Source organism: Variovorax sp. PBL-H6, assembly GCF_901827155.1.
Taxonomy (GTDB): domain Bacteria; phylum Pseudomonadota; class Gammaproteobacteria; order Burkholderiales; family Burkholderiaceae_C; genus Variovorax.
The window spans coordinates 1,683,978-1,700,326 of the sequence record NZ_LR594659.1 but is presented as its reverse complement, the minus strand read 5'-3'; the positions used below and the strand labels follow the sequence as shown (position 1 = coordinate 1,700,326).

Here is a 16,349-nt window from a genome sequence, read left to right as displayed (position 1 = left end):
ATGTGAGCGGAAGGGCCAATCGATAAACGTGTTGCAGGAAACCACCTCCACGCCCCCGCACATTCTTGGCAATTTCCCTCGCGCCGAACTTGTCTTTGAGTGTGTCGCCAAGGCTGCGCCGCTTTTGAACCCTCAATCAGAGGACGTCAGGTTCACGAAGCTGAGCAACTTGAAGAAGCTCCTCGATAGCGGAACACTGACGCAAGCCGAGTTCGGGCAAGAAAAGATAAAGGTGCTGAGCCAGCCGTGATGAGCAAAATACGTACTTTCTTCATTGTCCTTCTGAGCGCTCTAGTTCTGACAGCCGCTTGGTTCACCCCGGCGACCGCACGCGCCAACGGCACCGACAGCTACGGCGCCGTGCTCGGCCAGCGCGTGGTCGACCTGCGCCAGGTCTTCGGAAGCCGCGCCGCCGACCTGAAGGCCTTGTGTGGATGAAGCCGGGCGATATGATCGAGGTCGAAGTCGATGCCATAGGCATCCTGCGCAACGGCATCAGGGCCGAATGAACGCATGACTGCCGCAGCGGCCAGCGCATAAGCGTTCGAGCTGTATTCGTCGAGCTACTTCGCCACGCCAGCCGACCTCGCTTCAATCAATAGCTCTCACAAACATCTCGAAAACCCGCCGCGAGACCCCCAACGGATCCTTGCGAAGCACGTAGCGCGGGGTGTTTTGCGGGTTGATGAGAACGGTCGCGAGTCCCTGGCACACGGTCCAAGCAGCGAGCGTCGCGTCGCGACTGCTCTCCATCGAGCCCTGGCTCTCGAGAAGATAGTCCGCGACTGCGGATTCGAGCAGGCTGTACGAGCGTGTCGCAGCGTCGTTGAGTTCCGGGAACAGCGTCTTGTCAGGGATCTCCGGGCCATGCATCAGTTGATACAGCGCTGGATGCGCCAGTGCGAATTCCACGTAGGCCATCAACACTGCCATCAACCGCTCACCAGGCGAGCGCTTGTCCTTCAGCGCTGCGATGCGGTGATCGAAAAGCATTCGAAAGCCCTGGGCAGCGATTGCTGCCAAGAGCGCTGCCTTGGTCTCGAAATGGTGAAGCGGCGCAGTCTGTGTCACCCCCACGCGTTTCGCGAGCTCGCGCATGGTGAGGCTGCCAAGTCCGTCCCGCTCGACGATCGCCAAGCCCTGAGCCAGCAATTCCTCGCGAAGATTGCCGTGGTGGTATGCACTTTTTTGGGCTTTGGCGGTCATTGTGGCGGTATGTTACCGGCGCGGGCACCACGTACCTCCCTCTGCAATAGTGGGCCGTGACAGTCGATTCGGGAGTGAAGGCAGGCACTTCCGAATAGGCTGTTACGGCCCACCAACCCCCGCGACCTCGAACAAGCCCGCGGCGCCCATGCCGCCGCCGATGCACATCGTGACCACGACGTACTTCACCCCTCTGCGCCGCCCCTCCTGGAGCGCGTGGCCGGTCATGCGCGCGCCCGACATGCCGAAAGGATGCCCGATCGTGATGGCACCGCCGTTGACATTCAAGCGATCCTGTGGAATTCCGAGCCGATCCGCGCAATAGAGCACCTGCACCGCGAAGGCCTCATTGAGTTCCCAGAGGCCGATGTCGTCCACCGTCAGTCCCGCCTGCCGAAGCAGCTTCGGCACAGCGAAGACGGGACCGATGCCCATTTCGTCGGGCGCGCAGCCGGCGACCGCGAAGCCGCGGAACCAGCCCAGCGTCGGCAGGCCGCGCCGGGCGGCCAGGTCCGCGTCCATCACCACGCAGGCGGCCGCGCCGTCCGACAGCTGGCTTGCATTGCCCGCCGTCACCGTCCCACCTTCGAGCACCGACTTCAGTCCCGCCAGCGTCGCGGCGCTCGTGCCGGCACGCGGACCTTCGTCCCTCCCGAGTTCGGCGACTTCATCCCGCGTGCTGCCATCGCGATCCTGGCGGCGCGCGGTCGTCACGACAGGCACGATCTCTTCGTTGAAGTAGCCGTTCGCTTGCGCCTGGGCATAGCGCAGCTGACTCAAGGCGGCGTATTCGTCCTGACGCTCGCGCGAGATTCCATAGCGTCGTTGCACGACTTCTGCCGTGTCGAGCATCGGCATGTAGACCTGCGGCGCATGGGCCGTGAGCCATGGCTCCTCACGCATGAATTTGTTGGTGTGTTCGCGCACGCAACTGACAGATTCGGTCCCGCCGGCCACCGCCAGTTGCAGCCCGCCGGCGCGAACGGCCTGGGCCGCAATTGCGATGCTCTGAAGCCCCGACGAGCAGTAGCGGTTGACGGTCATGCCCGGGACACTTTCCGGCAGCCCGGCCGCGAGCGCAGCGATGCGGCCGATGTTGAAGCCGTTGGCACCCTCCGGAAAGGCGCATCCGAGAATCACATCCTCGATCTCGTCCGGCGCCACGCCGGCGCGCGCGACGGCGTGGCGCACCACGTGCGCGCCGAGTGTTCCACCGTGCGTGAGATTGAGGGTTCCCCGGAAGGCTTTGCCGATGGGGGTACGGGCATAGGAAACAATGGCTGCATCACGCATGGGTCGGCTCCTCCATCGGGTCAACTGAACGTGAGGCTGGAGAGGTGCTCGACGGGGCAGTGGAGAGCGCTCGAGGCACCGAGCCGACACAGTGTGCGGCGAAGCCCCGGAGTGCTTGCATAGCCTGCGCCTCTCCGGTGAAGACGGCAAAGCCGCCCAGCGCGAAGGCTTCGCGCACATGGGCATGCGGGCTGTAGACAATCACCGGCTTGGCGGTGGCTTCCATCGCGGTCCGGCACTCGCGCACGAAGCGTGGCACGTCGTAGCTGGGCCCACCCACCGCCAGCAGGCCCAATGCGGCAGCGTCCACCGCCTCGTCGCGCAGCACGACCTGCATCACGTCACCCAGCAGCGCCGGGCTGGTCAGAAGCATGGCCGTCAGGTCAACGGGATTCCGGTTCAGCGAGAAGTCCGGCAACAACTCATCCAACTGCCGTTCGGATTCGGCCGACAGACGTGCGAGCGGCAGGTCGCTCGCCTCCGCCTCATCGGCTGCGAGCACGCAGGAGGCGCCCGAATTGCTGACAAGTGCCAGCCGAGGTGCACGGCCTGCAGAAGCACGGCAGGGCATCGGTGCAAGATAGAGCGGAACGCTCGCCACCAATTCCACCAAGCCGGGAAATGCGCGGCAGCCATGCGCGTCGAACAGTGCATCGAGCTCAGCGCCGCCCGCCCCGAACGAACCGGTGTGGAGATCTGCAGAGCGGCTTCCGTGATCGGAACGCCCCGAACGCACCGCGAGCATCGCCACGCCACGCTGCCGGGCGGCGTCGAGCGCCGCGGCCATGCGCGCGCGATCCGGCACGTTCTCCAGATAAAGCAGAATCAGGCGCAGCCCCGCCCGCTGCACCAGCGCCTCGATCAGATCCGCCGTGTCGACATCGGCCTCGTTGCCGGTGGCCGCCACGCAGCGCACGCCACAGCCGGCTTCGCGCAGCAAGGCATACGCGGCCACACCGAAAGCCCCGCTTTGGGAGACGATCGCCACCGGACCATCCTGCGGGACGTGGTCGGTGTAGATCGAGGCAAAAGACAGCACCGCGCCGGTGTCGAAACTGGCGACACCGATGCTGTTGGGCCCTACCAAGCGGAGGCCGCCAGCGCGGCAGATCTCGGCCAGACGCTCCTGACGTACCCGGCCCTCGGCGCCGACCTCGGCATACCCCGATGCGAACAGCAGCGCATGGCGCACGCCCAGGCGCACGCATTCATTCAACTGTTGTTCCGCCTGCTCGGCACCGATGCACAGGATCACCGCGTCCGGCACCTGCGGCAGCCGATCGAGCGCCGCATAGGCGGGCAGGCCCTGCACCCTGTCGGCGCGGGGATTGACCGGATAGATCCGACCGGCGAAGCCCTGCTCCTTCAGGTACTTGATCGGTCGGCCGCCAACCTTGTTCGGGTTGTCGGACGCGCCCACGACCGCGACCGAACGGGGTGCCAACAGACCGTCGAGCGATGGTCGCGCTCGCGCCGGCGCTTCGTTGGCCAGTGCTTTCAGCTTCGCTTTCAGAAGCTTGCCGGTACCGGTGGCCGGCAGCTGCGCCATCGTGTGCACCTCGGCCGGCACCTTGTAGGGCGCGAGCCTTTCGCGCAGGAATGCGCGCAGTCGCGCCAGGTCGACGATGTGGCCCTGCTCCGGCTCAACGTAGGCGACGATTTCTTCATCGCCCGGTACGCTGCGCCCGACAACCGCGCACTGCGCCACGTGGGGAAATCCGGCGATCGCCTTCTCGACCTCGGCCGGGTACACATTGAAGCCGCCGCGGATGATCATCTCCTTGCTGCGGCCCACGATGGAGAGATCGCCCTCGGACCCGAAGAGACCCACGTCGCCCGTGTGCAGCCAGCCCTCGGCATCGATCGCGGCGCGCGTCTGCTCGGGATCCCGGAAATAGCCTCGCATCACGTTGGGGCCTCGGATGCAGACTTCGCCGCGCTCGCCATCGGCGACAGGCGTTCCATCCGCGTCCATCAGTACCACCTCGACGCCGGGGATCGGCCAGCCCGCCGTGATGTCCTTCGGTGGCGGGTGGCCGAACGTGCGCGTCGCGGAGGGAGCCGATTCTGTGAGGCCGTAGCCATGGTGCAGGCGCAGTCCGAGCAAGGCCTCAGACTGAGCCTTCCGAGAAGCATCGATCAGGGAACCGCCGATGTAAGCCATCCGCATCCGGTTCGGCGTGAGCGTCCTGCCATTGTGCTGGGCCCACTCGTGCAGCCGTGCGTACATCGCCGGCACGCCCGGGAACACTGTGACGGTGCCGTCGGCAATGGCATTGCCCAACTTCTCGGCCGAAAAGCGATCGACCAGGCGCAACGTAGCGCCCGCGCGCAGGCCGCACAGCAGCACGGTGATCAGGCCGAAGGAGTGCGAGATCGGCAGGGCGTGAAAGACGACGTCGCCGGGCATCAGCACTTCCTGCTGCCTGGCCACGCGCGTCACGAAGTCGAGGTTGGCATGCGTCAGCATGACCCCCTTGGGCATGCCGGTGCTGCCCGAGGTGTAGATCATGAGGGCGACATCGTCCGGATCACCGTCACCGCTGGCCTCGGCTGCCGTGCCCGCACCCTCGAACGTCTGCAGGCGGCCGCCGGGAAGGGCCTCCCGCGTGCCCTGCGCCCCCCGCCGCTCGGCGTGAGCGCGCGCATCGGCCGAGGCCTCCGCCGCGAAGTAGACCAGGCGCGGCTCGCAGTGCGCGCAGATCGCGTCTACTTCCCCGGCCGACATGCGGGCGTTGAGCGGTACCGCCCACGCGCCGGCACGGATCGCTGCCATCAGGGCCACGACCATGTCCTCACTGTTCTCGCCTAGCAGCACCATTCGCTGGCCAGGCGCCAAGCCGGCGCCGGTCAATTCTTGGGCCGCGGCGCCAATGCGCCCCGCCAGCTCGGCATAAGAAAGCGTGCGCCCATCCTCCAGCGCCAGGGCCGCCTCGGCCCCCCGCCCAAGCGCAACCACCTCCTCCACGATGCGATCGATTTTCATGAGTTCCTACTCGATGTGAATGTTCTTGGCCTTGATCAGAGGGGGGCCCCACAGTGCGCGCTCGCGGCCGATGAAGGCATCGAACTCCGCCGGCTTGAGCGGCGGGGCCATCACCAGTCGGTGCCAGAAAAAGGTGCGGCGTCGGGCGCGGCGCGCAGCGACCTGTCGCGCTGGTCCTGGCTGCGGATCGCCTCGCGCATCTCGCGCCAGGCGTTGTCGTCGAGCTCGGCCAACTCGGTGAAGGAGGCACCGTTCTGGCGATGGCCGGCACCGTCGATCGCGATGGTCTCGCCATTGATCCACTCGACGCCATCGGCCATGAGGAAAACTGCCAGGTTCTGCAGCTCGGACATGCGTCCCAGCCGATTCATCGGATTCCGCACGACGCCGTCCTCCCAGGCCGCCTTCGGGCTGAGGCGGCTGTTGGCGCCTTCAGTCGGAAAGATGCCAGGCGCGATGGCATTCAGCCGGATACCGTAGCGGCCCCACTCGATCGCTAGCGATCTCGTCATCACTTCGACGCCGGCCTTGCTCATGGCCGAGGGCACGACGAAAGGCGCGCCCGTACGCACCCAAGTCACGACGATGGAGACAATCGAGCCCCTATGGCCGCCAGCGATCCAGCGCCGCCCCACGTGGTGAGTGACGTAGTAGGTGCCGTGGAGCACGGTATTGGCTACCGCGTCAAAACCACGCGGCGATACGTCCTGCGTGCGACTCACAAAGTTGCCCGCGGCGTTGTTGACCAGGCCGTCAAGCGGGCCGTGTTCGGCCCAGATGCGCTCGATCATCGCGTCGACCGAATCGGCTTCCCGGATGTCGACCGCGTGAGAGCGCACCAGCCCGCCATGGCGCGCCGTCAGTTCCGCGGCGGCCGTATCAATGATCGACTGGCGGCGCCCGCAGATATGGACCTCTGCGCCAAGCTGAAGGTAGCGTTCGGCGATTTCGCGGCCCAGGCCGGAGCCTCCGCCGGTGACAAGGATGCGTTTGCCGCGCAAGAGATTGGCTTCGAACATTCGATGACTTCCAGTGTGGATGGGGAAAGGGCTATTCGAGGACGATGTTCTTGGCTCGGATCAGAGGCGCCCAGCGCTCGCGCTCCTTGCCGATGTATCGAACGAACTCGGCCTGTGTCATGGCCGGAGGCACGACCAGACCAAGCGCCTCGAATTGCTGACGGAAGCTCGGGTCGGCAATTGCACGCGCCGCCGAGACGTTGAGCCGGTTCGCTACATCAGCGGGTGCGTTTCGCGGCAGCATCAGCCCGAACCAGGTCGTGACTTCGACGTTCGGATAGCCGCTTTCAGCCACGGTCGGAACCTCGGGCAAGGCCGGAAGGCGCTCGCGGCTGGTCACTGCCAGGGCACGCAGCCTGCCGCCCTGCACCAGCGCCATCGAACTGCCCGCCGCATCGGCGAAGAACTGCACGTCCCCACCCATCAGCGCCGACTGCGCGGGCGCGCTGCCGTTGAAAGGCACGTGCACGAGGGAAATACCAGTCTCGCTCTGCAGCAGCTCAACTGCCAGGTGCAGCGAGCTGCCGGTGCCCGTGGATGCGTAGTTGAACTTTCCGGGATTGGCCTTGGCATCGACGACAAACTCCCGCAGGGCACGGTACGTCGAGTTGGGGCCCACCACCATGACCATTGGCGTGATCGCTACACGCGCCACGGGGAGCAGTTCCTTATCGGGGTTGTAGGAAAGCTTGGGATAGAGCAGCGGGTTCAGCACAGCGGTAGCGCCGGTCGCGAAGAGCACGGTGTACCCGTCGGGCGCGGCGGAAGCGACGGCGCGCGCACCCAGCGCAGTATTGCCCCCCGGCTTGTTCTCGACGATGACCGGCTGCTGCAAGTCCTGTCGCATCAATTCGGCCAGGCGGCGTGCGAGGCTGTCGGTGATGCCGCCGGGGTTGTACGGGACGATCAGCCTGATCGGCTTGTCCGGGAATGCGGTCGCCCCCACGGAGCCGGAAGCACCCAGCACAAGCGGCAAGGCAATGCCGGCGGCCAGGGCCTTGAACCAGCGCCTTCGAGTGCACGCCGGGCCGAACTTCAAGCGCTTTCTTGCGAACATTCTGTCTCCTGTCAAAGAGGTACCTAAGAGCAAAGCTTCTGACGTTCTAATCTTAACGGCACTTAGTTCGAGAGATCAAATTCAGGTTTTCCCTACGTTTCTATCGATTGAAAACCCGCAGACATCCATGTGACAATCTAAACATCAATTAGATTATCAGGTCGCGCCCCTCTCCACCGACCTCATCCCGAGCGACGTGGCCGAGCACGTCCCCGGAATGCCGCGCTCGTGCTGAGCAGAACCCCCTTCCACTCGATCCAGGACACAGAAATGACAAATGCGACAGGCAGCAACATGGTGCAAGACAAGGTGGTGCTGGTCACCGGAGCCGGTGCCGGCATCGGGCGGGATCTCGCGCTCGGACTGGCACGTGAAGGCGCTCGGGTGATGGTCAACGACACGGGCGACGCGGCGCACGGCGTCGTCGAGGAGATCCGCAACGAAGGGGGAGAGGCGCTGGCAAGCCTCGGCAGCGTGGCCGATCCGGCCGAGGCCCAGCGCATCGTCGACGGCGCGGTCGAGCACTTCGGCCGCCTCGACGGCGTGATCAACAACGCGGGCATCCTGCGGGACCGCTTCTTCCACAAGATGGGTGCCGACGAGTGGGATGCCGTCATCAGGGTGCATCTCTACGGCACCTACTACGTCAGCCGTGCGGCAGCCAACCATTTCAAGGAACAGGGCAGCGGCGCGTTCGTGCACATGACCTCGACCTCCGGCCTGATCGGCAACCTCGGCCAGGCCAACTACAACGCGGCGAAGATGGGGATCACCGCCCTCTCGAAGAGCATTGCGCTCGACATGCAGAAGTTCCACGTGCGTTCCAACTGCATTGCGCCGTTCGCCTGGACGGCCATGACGAGTTCGATCCCCACGGATACCCCCGACCAGGTTGCCCGCGTGGAGAAGTTCAAGCAGATGACTCCCGCCAAGATCGCCCCGTTGACTGTCTATCTGCTCAGCGACGCCGCCGCCGAAGTGAATGCCCAGGTCTTTACCGTTCGCAACAACGAGGTGTTCCTCATGAGCCAGCCGCGCCCGCTACGATCCGTCCACCGCCAGGAAGGCTGGACGGCCAAGACCTTGGCCGAGCACGGTATTCCGGCACTGCGATCGGCGTTCGTGTCGATGGATCGTTCGGCAGACGTCTTCACATGGGATCCGATCTGACCCAAGGCGTCGCGCGACCGGGCGCGGCGCCATCGCTCCCGGCCGCCGCAACGCTAGACCTTGCCCGGTGGATTCGCGCCGGCGACACCCTGATGTGGGGCCAGGCCAGCGCCGAGCCGGCAACTCTGGTGCGGGCCTACGCGGAGCAGCGCCACGACTTTGCGCGCACCCGGGCGTTTCTTGGCATCGGGCTGACGGGCCTGCTCGACGCGCAGCACGCCGATGCGATCGATTTCATCGGCTACTGTGGCAGCGGCACCAACCGGCGTATCGCCGACGCCGGAGTGCTCGAGATCCTGCCCTGCCACTATTCCGACCTGCCGGCGTTCATCCGCAGCGGCGCGCTGCGCATCGACGTCCTCCTGCTGCAGGTGCCGCCCGCCGACGAACAGGGCCGCCACAGCCTCGGCCTGGCGCACGAGTACCTGCTCGCCGCATTGGACATCGCCCGCGTCGTGATCGCCGAAGTCAATGCGCAGATGCCGTGGACCTGCGGCGATCGCCTGCTGCAGCCTGAAGAAATCGATTTGCGGGTCGAGGCGTCGTATCCGCCGTCGCCCGTGCCCGCGACCCAGGTCGGTGACCGGGAACGGGCCATCGCTGCCCACGTCGCGGCGCTGGTGGAGGATGGCGCGACGCTGCAATGCGGACTTGGAGCGATTCCCGAAGCAGTGCTCGGCGCGCTGCGGGGCCGGCGCGATTTGGGCATCCACTCCGGCGCGGTGGGCGACGCCGTCGTCGAATTGATCGAAGCCGGCGCGGTGACCAACGCGCGCAAGGGACGTGACACCGGGACCAGCATCGCCGGCGTTCTGCTGGGCGGCACACGGCTGCATCGATATGCGCACAACAACCCTGCACTGCAGTTGCGCGGCACCGAGTACACGCATCACCCCGAGGTGCTGGCGTCTCTCTCCCGGCTCGCTGCGATCAACTCCGCGGTCGAGGTCGACCTGACGGGTCAGGTCAACTCGGAGGTCGCCGCCGGCTCCTACGTGGGCGCCGTTGGAGGTGCAGTGGATTTCCTGCGGGGCGCGCAGCGCAGTCGCGGGGGCGTACCCGTGGTGGCATTGCCTTCGACCGCCGGTGCTCACAGTCGCATCGTCGCCCGGCTTTCGGGGCCGGTGAGCACGCCTCGCTGCGACGCAGGCGTCTTCGTCACCGAGTACGGCGTTGCCGACCTGCGCGGCGCCCCGCTGGCTGCACGCATGCGACGAATGATCGACATCGCGCACCCCTCGCACCGCGCGCGCCTAGAGCAAGAAGGCCATCAAGCCGCGCGAAGCCTCGGCTGGCGCTGAGCGCGTCCAGCTTTCGCTCTTCTTTGGACAGGACAAGGACCATGAGACAAGCCTTTATCGTCAATCCCTTGCGTACCCCCGTCGGCACCTTCGGCGGCAGCCTGCGCACGGTTCCGGTGGAAGAACTCGCCGCCACCGTGGTGCGCGAGGTGATCGGGCGCAGCGGCGTCGATCCGCAGCGCATCGACGACGCCGTATTCGCCCAGTCCTACGCCAACAGCGAGACCCCCTGCGTCGGGCGTTGGGTGGCGCTGCAAGCCGGTCTTCCGCTCGAGGTGCCCGGCATGCAGCTCGATCGCCGTTGCGGCGGGGGCCTGCAGGCGATCGCCACCGCCGCGATGATGATCCAGAGTGGCGCGGCGGATGTGGTTTTGGCCGGCGGCGTGGAGAGCATGAGCAACATCGAGTACTACACCACCGACATGCGGTGGGGAGCACGCGCGGGCTCGGTGCGCATGCACGACCGGCTCGAGCGTGGCAGGGAACGCTCGCAACCGGCCGAGAGATTCGGTGTGATCCCGGGAATGATCGACACCGCGGAAAATCTCGCTCGCGACTATGACATCACGCGGGAGCGCGCCGATGCCTATGCCGTACAGAGCCATCAGCGTGCAGCAGCTGCTTGGGAAGCGGGCCGTTTCGCCGACGAAATCGTTCCAGTGTCGGTGCCGCAGCGCAAAGGCGATCCCGTCACCTTCGCACGCGACGAGGGCTTTCGGGCCGACACCTCGATGGAAATCCTGGCCAGGCTCAGGCCGCTGATCAAGGGCGGTACGGTCACCGCAGGCAATGCCAGCCAACAGAACGACGCGGCTTGTGCGTGCCTGGTGGTCGGCGAGGATCAGCTCGCCCGCTTGGGGCTCGCGCCGATCGGCCGCCTGGTGGGATGGGCCGCCGCTGGCTGCGAGCCCTCACGCATGGGCATCGGTCCCGTCCCGGCGGTGAATCGGCTGATGGAGCGGCTCGGGATGTCGCTCGATGACATGGACCTGGTCGAACTGAACGAAGCCTTCGCGTGTCAGGTGCTCGCCGTGCTCAAGGGCTGGCACTGGGACGACCAGGCACGGCTCAACGTGAATGGCTCAGGCATCTCGCTCGGCCATCCGATCGGCGCCACCGGCGTTCGCATGATGTGCACGCTGCTGCACGAGTTGCGCCGACGCGGCGGGCGCTACGGCCTTGAAACCATGTGCATCGGCGGCGGTCAGGGGATCGCAGCGGTGTTCGAGCGCGCATGAGCGTAAGTGCCGCAACATCGATGTGCTGGCTTGGGTCAGCGCGAAGTAATCCCGACGTTGGCCCTTGAGGGCTGGTCGTACTTTTTCTTGCGAATCGGTGGGCCAGCACAGGCAGCATCTTCAGTGACATCCTTCATCGCTGCTTGCCCACGAGACGTGGAAGCGGAATGGGAACTGGCCCAGAACCTCACGCGCGATGCCGGCGCCCGCGCTGCCGGCCGCCGTGGAAGATCTTCCCGACGCCGGTCAGGGGCATGGTCGCGACCAGCCTGATCGCCTTCGGCATCGCTGCGCGCTCGGTGATCTGCTCCCTGGCGAAGGACAGAAGTTCGTCCTCCGTCGCGTGAACGCCGGGCCGGAGTTGCACATAGGCGACCGGCAGTTCGACAGCATGCGGCCACAACCGGCCGTTCGTCGCTCCGCCCAATCTTGGGGTGTTGAACTGGATTTCGGACAACATGGGCGTGTGTGCACTAACCAAGGTGCAGCCTCGCGGCGCCGAAGACGCGCACGGCTCACGCCAGCGCAGCTTCGGTGCCAGGCCGGGCTCGCGTGGCTCGAAAAGTTCGGATCGGCAAGATACGCGATTTGAAGAGCGTGCGCAGCACTTTGAAAGCAGCTCAGGCCGAATCCGGCGCGACGACAACGCAGCATCGCTGACCACTACGGACGCCGCAAGGCGCCATCGAAAGGAAGCGGCGGCGCCTGGACATGATCATTTTCAAAGGCAGCTACGCAGCCCCAGCGCGGCCATGGCCAGCACCACCGCTGCGAGGGCGGCCAGGACGGTGCTCATCCCACTACCATGCTCGCCGCCTATACATGCTCGTGGGGCAGAAAACTAGCACCTTAGCGTGGTTGTCCTTCGGCAGGCTCTTGCGATCGACGAACGGTCGGGGGATGGAATCATGTCGTCTTCGCGGGCGCAGAACCGCAGGCGCAGTGCCTAAATGGCAACCTGTGCGCCAAGCTCCACCACCCGATTTGGTGGCAGGCTCAAGAACTCTGCCGCATTGCTCGAGTTGCGATGCAGATTTGCGAAAAGCTTCTCCCGCCAAGGAGCCATTCCCCCGCCGATCGTCGGCACCACGATGTCACGCGACAGGAAGTAGCTGGTGCGGGCTTCCTCGAGTTCGATGCCACGGCTCTTCAACTGCTCAAGTGCCTCCGGTACGTCCGGATCGTTCTTGAACCCAAAATTGATCAGGATTTTCCAGCAATTGCGACCGAGAGGCTCCACTTCCACGCTCTTTTCGACTGGGACCCATGGCACCTCATGATGCTGGACCGTCACAAAAAGATTCTGCTCGTGCAGCACCATGTTGTGCTTGAGGTTGTGCAAGAGCGCGGTGGGTGTCACGTTCGGTTCGGCTGTCAGGAACACGGCAGTTCCGGGCACTCGGCTGGGCGGGCTCACGAACACGCTATCGAGAAAACTGTGCAAGTCGATGCTGGTCTTGCGAAGCTGCTCCGACAACAGGTTGCGCCCCTGCTTCCAGGTCAGCATCAGCGTGAAGACTGCGCCAGCGATGAGCAGCGTGAACCAGCCGCCGGACAGCACCTTGACCGCGTTGGACGCGAAGAACACCAGCTCAATGATGAGAAAGAATCCGGTTGCAGCGAGGGCGAGCGCGAGCGGATAGCGCCAGCCGAAGCGCAGGACGACAAAAGTCATCAGTGTCGTCAGCACCATCGTGGCCGTGACTGCAATCCCGTAGGCCGTCGCCAGCGCGCTCGAAGATCCGAACATCGTCACCGCCAGAACGACGGCGCCGTACTGGATCCAGTTGACCGAGGGGATATAGATCTGGCCCGTCTCGCGCACCGAGGTATGCAGGATGCGCAGCCGCGGCAAGTACCCGAGCTGGATGGCTTGCTTCGTGACCGAGAACGTCCCGGAGATCGTCGCCTGCGACGCGATCACCGTGGCCGCGGTCGCAAGTGCCACCATGGGGTAAAGCAGCGCATCGGACACCATCATGAAGAACGGGTTCTGGATCGCCTTCGGATCGAGAAGGATCAGCGCGCCTTGCCCGAAGTAGTTGATCGACAGCGCTGGCCACACGAGGCTGAACCAGGCAATCCGGATGGGCGACTTGCCGAAGTGTCCCATGTCCGCATAAAGTGCCTCGGCGCCGGTGACGGCGAGGAACACGGCGCCGAGGACCGCCAGAGCGATCCAGCCTTCGACCAGCAGGAAGCGCAGCGCGTAAAAGGGGTTCAAGGCCAGCAAAACCTCGGGGTTGCGCGCGATCCACCACACCCCAGTGGCCGCGATGCTTGCGAACCACAGAAGAGTGATGGGGCCGAACCACTTACCCATGGTCCCCGTGCCATGGCGCTGCACCAGATACAAAGCCGTCAGAACCGCCAGCGTGATTGGCACGACGTACGGCTTGAATGCCGGCGTCGCGACCTCGAGGCCCTCAACCGCTGACAGCACGGAGATCGACGGCGTGATGATGCCGTCGCCATAGAAGAGCGCGGCGCCCAGGATGCCCATGATGATCAGCGCGCGGTGTACCCGCGGCTTGTCGTGCGTCGACGTGCTGGCCAGCGCCATCAGCGCCATCGTGCCGCCTTCGCCATTGTTGTTGGCCCGCAGCACCAGCGCGACGTATTTGAGCGATACAACGATCGCCAGGCTCCAAAAAATGAGCGACAGGACACCCAACACGTTGTCGCGCGTCGGATCGACGTGGCCGGCGTGGAATACCTCCCGCACAGCGTAGAGAGGGCTGGTGCCGATATCACCGTAGACGACGCCAAGGGCGCCGAGGGTGAGTCCTGCAAGGACTGCAGGGCTGCGGGTCGGGTTGGTCATATTCTTGGACTTGGGCAGGACTCGCGCAGGCGGCCCTAAGCTGCCTGTGCTCAGCAAGGGAGAGGGTGTAACACGCCGCGTATAAAGAAAGCATAAAGATCCTGCTGCCCGTGCAGAGGAAGGAGCGGCGAGGCGCGGCTCGATTCGGGGGCCGGAGTGGCCATTCTTTACGCCATATTGATACCTAATCGGGTGCAATGACGCTCTGCTGCCTCAAACTTTGGAATTCCTCCACGCGCTCCACCTCGACGGCATCGTCCGCAAGGCGGGCACCGCCATCCTCGTGTGGCCCTTCGGCGAGGTCGACGCGAATGCCTTCATTCGCTTCCTGCTTCTTGTCCGGGGGCTACCGGAACAAGTCCTGCTCGTCAGATCACATGTGGAGTACGTGCCACACCTTCCTCTCTCAAAACAAGCGGAAGTGACGGCGTTGGGCAACGGCATGCACCTGGTCGACATCCGCTATGGATTCGCCGACGATCCCGACATCCCTCAGGCGCTGCGCTGCATCGATCGCCTCGATCTGGACCCATCGAAGCTCCGCTACTACGTCATCGACGACCGCGCCGCGGCACGATCGGTCAGGGGCATGCCAATGTGGCAACGATGGCTCTTCGCGATGTTGTCGGCCATGTGCGTTTCGCTGGCGGAATACTTCCGTCTCCCTGAAGAATGCACGACCGAAATTCAGGTCAATGCACGCGATGAGAGGTCCTATGGCACGAAGCGATAGCCGATTCCCGTCTCGGTCACCAAATGACGCGGTTGAGCGGGGTCGTGTTCGATCTTCTTGCGCAGTTGCCCCATATAGACGCGCAAGTAGTGCGTGTCTTGCGAGTGACTCGGCCCCCAGACCGCTTGCAGCAACTGCCGATGGCTGAGGACGCATTGCGGGTGAGCCGCCAGATGAATCAGCAGCCGATACTCGACCATCGCGAGCGCGTCGGCCATCCCCACCATCGCCGACAGTGGCGTGCGCAGGTCATGCGAGATAGCCGCCAGCACCGTGCGCTATCTCGGGATTGAAGTTGAAGACGCTCTGGAAATAGCCGAACAGACGGAAGCCTGACCTGCCCTGGCGCCTCAAATTGGCGGGCGCCAGAGAAGGGCAAAATGCGGCCAGCACCCGCCATTCGCCGGCGTCGCTCAATTCGCCCGACAGCCGACCTTCGCGGCGCGCGCCCAACAACCTTTGCGGGTTAAAGAGTTGCCCTTCGACGCCATGCCGTGAAACGGCGGGCTCCGGTCGCTGCCCAACAGGAGCTTTGGATGTGCGGTATTCTGCGGGCGGCACCATCGTTCGGAATAATGATGTCAAGCGAATGGAAGCGCCGCGTCAGGTTGTTTGTCCAGCGCTTCTGGCAGCCGACGAGCGCGTGCATGACTTGTATGCCGGGTAGCTGGGGTAATCTGCTGAGCCTTGTCCACTGGACGGTTGCACTACAGACAGGTCTGGCTACTGGGATTTTGGCCGTGCTCTTGACATTCACGCCGGCGGCCAAGCTCTACACGAATCGATACGGCAATTCGCTGGTCGTGGGTTGCCTGACAATGTTGGGCGACGCCTATTCGCACCCGAATCACTACGACTTCCCCTTTGCCGAGGCCATCGTGACGGGTGTGATTTCCGGTCTACTGACGCTGGCTGGCTCATACCTCTTCGAAGACCGCGCCCGACGCCTTCGGGCGATTTGGGCAAGGATTTCCGGATAGCCAATGGCGGCGTCCGGCCACAACCAGTCGTTCCAGCCGCAGGACAATTGCGGCATGATGCCGCGTCATCGTCAACTTCAACTTCAACGGAGAATTGAAATGGCCGATTCCTCACCCATCAAGGTTGGTCAGCTGTCCGTTCGCTATCTTGTGGACGGGTCTCAGACAGGCAGCGTCGGTATGTTCGAACTCAAGGTTCCGCCGAGCTCCAACGTGCCGCCCCCGCATAGTCATACGAAGAACGACGAATGCGTCTACGTTCTGGAAGGAACCCTGCGGTATTCCGTCAACGCTGAAGTTCGAGACCTCACTGCTGGAGAGAGCATGTTGAGTCCCCGGGGGAGCGTCCACCAGTTCTCGAACCCGTTCGACGCAGAAGTCCGAGCCCTCATCGTTCAATCGCCGGATATTGGTGCCCAATACTTTCGAGACGTGGGCGCGGTCGTGAACGCTGGCGGAGGACCTCCGGACAAAGCGGCTTTGATATCCGTCATGACGCGCTATGGCCTGGTCCCGGCCACTCCAGCCGGAGCCTAGGGGCT

16 protein-coding genes and 1 pseudogene are annotated in these 16,349 nt (G+C 64.5%); 8 read left to right on the top strand and 9 right to left on the bottom strand.

Annotation, left to right across the window (positions count from 1 at the left end):
• Positions 1-31 precede the first annotated feature (31 nt).
• Positions 32-250, top strand: coding sequence for an SHOCT domain-containing protein (locus G3W89_RS08105; RefSeq protein ID WP_162573595.1), 219 nt, complete (start codon positions 32-34; stop codon positions 248-250).
• Positions 250-438 carry a hypothetical protein gene (locus tag G3W89_RS08100; protein WP_162573594.1) on the top strand — a complete coding sequence of 63 codons (189 nt, stop codon included), beginning with the start codon at positions 250-252 and terminating at the stop codon, positions 436-438. Before G3W89_RS08105 ends, G3W89_RS08100 begins: the two co-directional genes overlap by 1 nt.
• Positions 439-591: 153 nt before the next feature.
• On the opposite strand, the gene G3W89_RS08095 is transcribed toward G3W89_RS08100, so the two are convergent.
• The 5 genes from G3W89_RS08095 to G3W89_RS08075 form a co-directional block, all read right to left on the bottom strand.
• A complete protein-coding gene (locus tag G3W89_RS08095) occupies positions 592-1,206 on the bottom strand; it encodes a TetR/AcrR family transcriptional regulator (RefSeq protein WP_162573593.1) in 615 nt (204 codons plus the stop codon).
• 102 nt (positions 1,207-1,308) lie between these two features.
• Positions 1,309-2,499, bottom strand: a complete 1,191-nt coding sequence (locus G3W89_RS08090) for an acetyl-CoA C-acyltransferase (RefSeq protein WP_162573592.1) — start codon at positions 2,497-2,499, stop codon at positions 1,309-1,311.
• A complete protein-coding gene (locus G3W89_RS08085; protein WP_162573591.1) occupies positions 2,492-5,485 on the bottom strand; it encodes an AMP-binding protein in 2,994 nt (997 codons plus the stop codon). The genes G3W89_RS08090 and G3W89_RS08085 overlap by 8 nt, the downstream gene beginning before the upstream one ends.
• Positions 5,486-5,595: 110 nt before the next feature.
• The gene (locus G3W89_RS08080; protein WP_162573590.1) at positions 5,596-6,504 is read right to left on the bottom strand and encodes an SDR family oxidoreductase; all 909 of its coding nucleotides are present in this window, start codon (positions 6,502-6,504) and stop codon (positions 5,596-5,598) included.
• A gap of 31 nt (positions 6,505-6,535) precedes the next feature.
• The gene (locus G3W89_RS08075) at positions 6,536-7,561 is read right to left on the bottom strand and encodes a Bug family tripartite tricarboxylate transporter substrate binding protein (RefSeq protein WP_162573589.1); all 1,026 of its coding nucleotides are present in this window, start codon (positions 7,559-7,561) and stop codon (positions 6,536-6,538) included.
• A gap of 294 nt (positions 7,562-7,855) precedes the next feature.
• On the opposite strand from G3W89_RS08075, the gene G3W89_RS08070 reads away from it, so the two are divergent.
• The 3 genes from G3W89_RS08070 to G3W89_RS08060 are packed head-to-tail and all read left to right on the top strand — an operon-like array spanning position 7,856 to position 11,270.
• Complete coding sequence (locus G3W89_RS08070; protein ID WP_162577386.1) at positions 7,856-8,731, top strand: SDR family NAD(P)-dependent oxidoreductase; 876 nt, start codon at positions 7,856-7,858, stop codon at positions 8,729-8,731.
• Positions 8,716-10,032, top strand: coding sequence for an acetyl-CoA hydrolase/transferase family protein (locus G3W89_RS08065; protein ID WP_162573588.1), 1,317 nt, complete (start codon positions 8,716-8,718; stop codon positions 10,030-10,032). The genes G3W89_RS08070 and G3W89_RS08065 overlap by 16 nt, the downstream gene beginning before the upstream one ends.
• A 41-nt stretch (positions 10,033-10,073) precedes the next feature.
• On the top strand, positions 10,074-11,270 hold the full coding sequence (locus tag G3W89_RS08060; RefSeq protein WP_162573587.1) for an acetyl-CoA C-acetyltransferase: 1,197 nt from the start codon (positions 10,074-10,076) through the stop codon (positions 11,268-11,270).
• A 226-nt stretch (positions 11,271-11,496) separates the two neighbouring features.
• Here G3W89_RS08060 and G3W89_RS33560 read toward each other — a convergent pair.
• Both G3W89_RS33560 and G3W89_RS08050 read right to left on the bottom strand, forming a co-directional pair.
• Positions 11,497-11,688, bottom strand: a pseudogene (locus G3W89_RS33560) (AMP-binding enzyme); the annotation flags it as partial.
• Between the two features lie 528 nt (positions 11,689-12,216).
• Positions 12,217-14,094, bottom strand: coding sequence for a potassium transporter Kup (locus tag G3W89_RS08050; RefSeq protein WP_162573585.1), 1,878 nt, complete (start codon positions 14,092-14,094; stop codon positions 12,217-12,219).
• Between the two features lie 220 nt (positions 14,095-14,314).
• Here G3W89_RS08050 and G3W89_RS08045 point away from each other — a divergent pair, with 220 nt between their 5' ends.
• Positions 14,315-14,827 carry a KUP/HAK/KT family potassium transporter gene (locus G3W89_RS08045; RefSeq protein WP_162573584.1) on the top strand — a complete coding sequence of 171 codons (513 nt, stop codon included), beginning with the start codon at positions 14,315-14,317 and terminating at the stop codon, positions 14,825-14,827.
• On the opposite strand, the gene G3W89_RS33235 is transcribed toward G3W89_RS08045, so the two are convergent.
• Together G3W89_RS33235 and G3W89_RS08035 are read right to left on the bottom strand one after the other, a co-directional pair.
• Positions 14,809-15,099, bottom strand: coding sequence for a winged helix-turn-helix domain-containing protein (locus G3W89_RS33235; RefSeq protein WP_197893537.1), 291 nt, complete (start codon positions 15,097-15,099; stop codon positions 14,809-14,811). The two genes, G3W89_RS08045 and G3W89_RS33235, sit on opposite strands and share 19 nt — an antisense overlap.
• Positions 15,077-15,280: a hypothetical protein gene (locus G3W89_RS08035; RefSeq protein WP_162572174.1), complete on the bottom strand. Its 204-nt coding sequence runs from the start codon at positions 15,278-15,280 to the stop codon at positions 15,077-15,079. The genes G3W89_RS33235 and G3W89_RS08035 overlap by 23 nt, the downstream gene beginning before the upstream one ends.
• Before the next feature lie 125 nt (positions 15,281-15,405).
• Here G3W89_RS08035 and G3W89_RS08030 point away from each other — a divergent pair, with 125 nt between their 5' ends.
• Positions 15,406-15,807 (top strand): hypothetical protein, encoded by a 402-nt coding sequence (locus G3W89_RS08030; RefSeq protein ID WP_162577385.1) that lies wholly within the window; start codon positions 15,406-15,408, stop codon positions 15,805-15,807.
• 3 nt (positions 15,808-15,810) lie between these two features.
• Complete coding sequence (locus tag G3W89_RS08025) at positions 15,811-16,344, top strand: cupin domain-containing protein (RefSeq protein WP_232076407.1); 534 nt, start codon at positions 15,811-15,813, stop codon at positions 16,342-16,344.
• Positions 16,345-16,349: the final 5 nt, after the last annotated feature.

What these genes read in the sequence shown, in the direction of transcription:
- G3W89_RS08100 (WP_162573594.1), top strand. Translation starts at nt 250, where the DNA reads ATGAGCAAAATACGTACTTTCTTCATTGTCCTTCTGAGCGCTCTAGTT.
- G3W89_RS08095 (WP_162573593.1), bottom strand. Translation starts at nt 1,206, where the DNA reads ATGACCGCCAAAGCCCAAAAAAGTGCATACCACCACGGCAATCTTCGC.
- G3W89_RS08090 (WP_162573592.1), bottom strand. Translation starts at nt 2,499, where the DNA reads ATGCGTGATGCAGCCATTGTTTCCTATGCCCGTACCCCCATCGGCAAA.
- G3W89_RS08085 (WP_162573591.1), bottom strand. Translation starts at nt 5,485, where the DNA reads ATGAAAATCGATCGCATCGTGGAGGAGGTGGTTGCGCTTGGGCGGGGG.
- G3W89_RS08080 (WP_162573590.1), bottom strand. Translation starts at nt 6,504, where the DNA reads ATGTTCGAAGCCAATCTCTTGCGCGGCAAACGCATCCTTGTCACCGGC.
- G3W89_RS08075 (WP_162573589.1), bottom strand. Translation starts at nt 7,561, where the DNA reads ATGTTCGCAAGAAAGCGCTTGAAGTTCGGCCCGGCGTGCACTCGAAGG.
- G3W89_RS08070 (WP_162577386.1), top strand. Translation starts at nt 7,856, where the DNA reads ATGGTGCAAGACAAGGTGGTGCTGGTCACCGGAGCCGGTGCCGGCATC.
- G3W89_RS08065 (WP_162573588.1), top strand. Translation starts at nt 8,716, where the DNA reads ATGGGATCCGATCTGACCCAAGGCGTCGCGCGACCGGGCGCGGCGCCA.
- G3W89_RS08060 (WP_162573587.1), top strand. Translation starts at nt 10,074, where the DNA reads ATGAGACAAGCCTTTATCGTCAATCCCTTGCGTACCCCCGTCGGCACC.
- G3W89_RS08050 (WP_162573585.1), bottom strand. Translation starts at nt 14,094, where the DNA reads ATGACCAACCCGACCCGCAGCCCTGCAGTCCTTGCAGGACTCACCCTC.
- G3W89_RS08030 (WP_162577385.1), top strand. Translation starts at nt 15,406, where the DNA reads ATGTCAAGCGAATGGAAGCGCCGCGTCAGGTTGTTTGTCCAGCGCTTC.
- G3W89_RS08025 (WP_232076407.1), top strand. Translation starts at nt 15,811, where the DNA reads ATGGCGGCGTCCGGCCACAACCAGTCGTTCCAGCCGCAGGACAATTGC.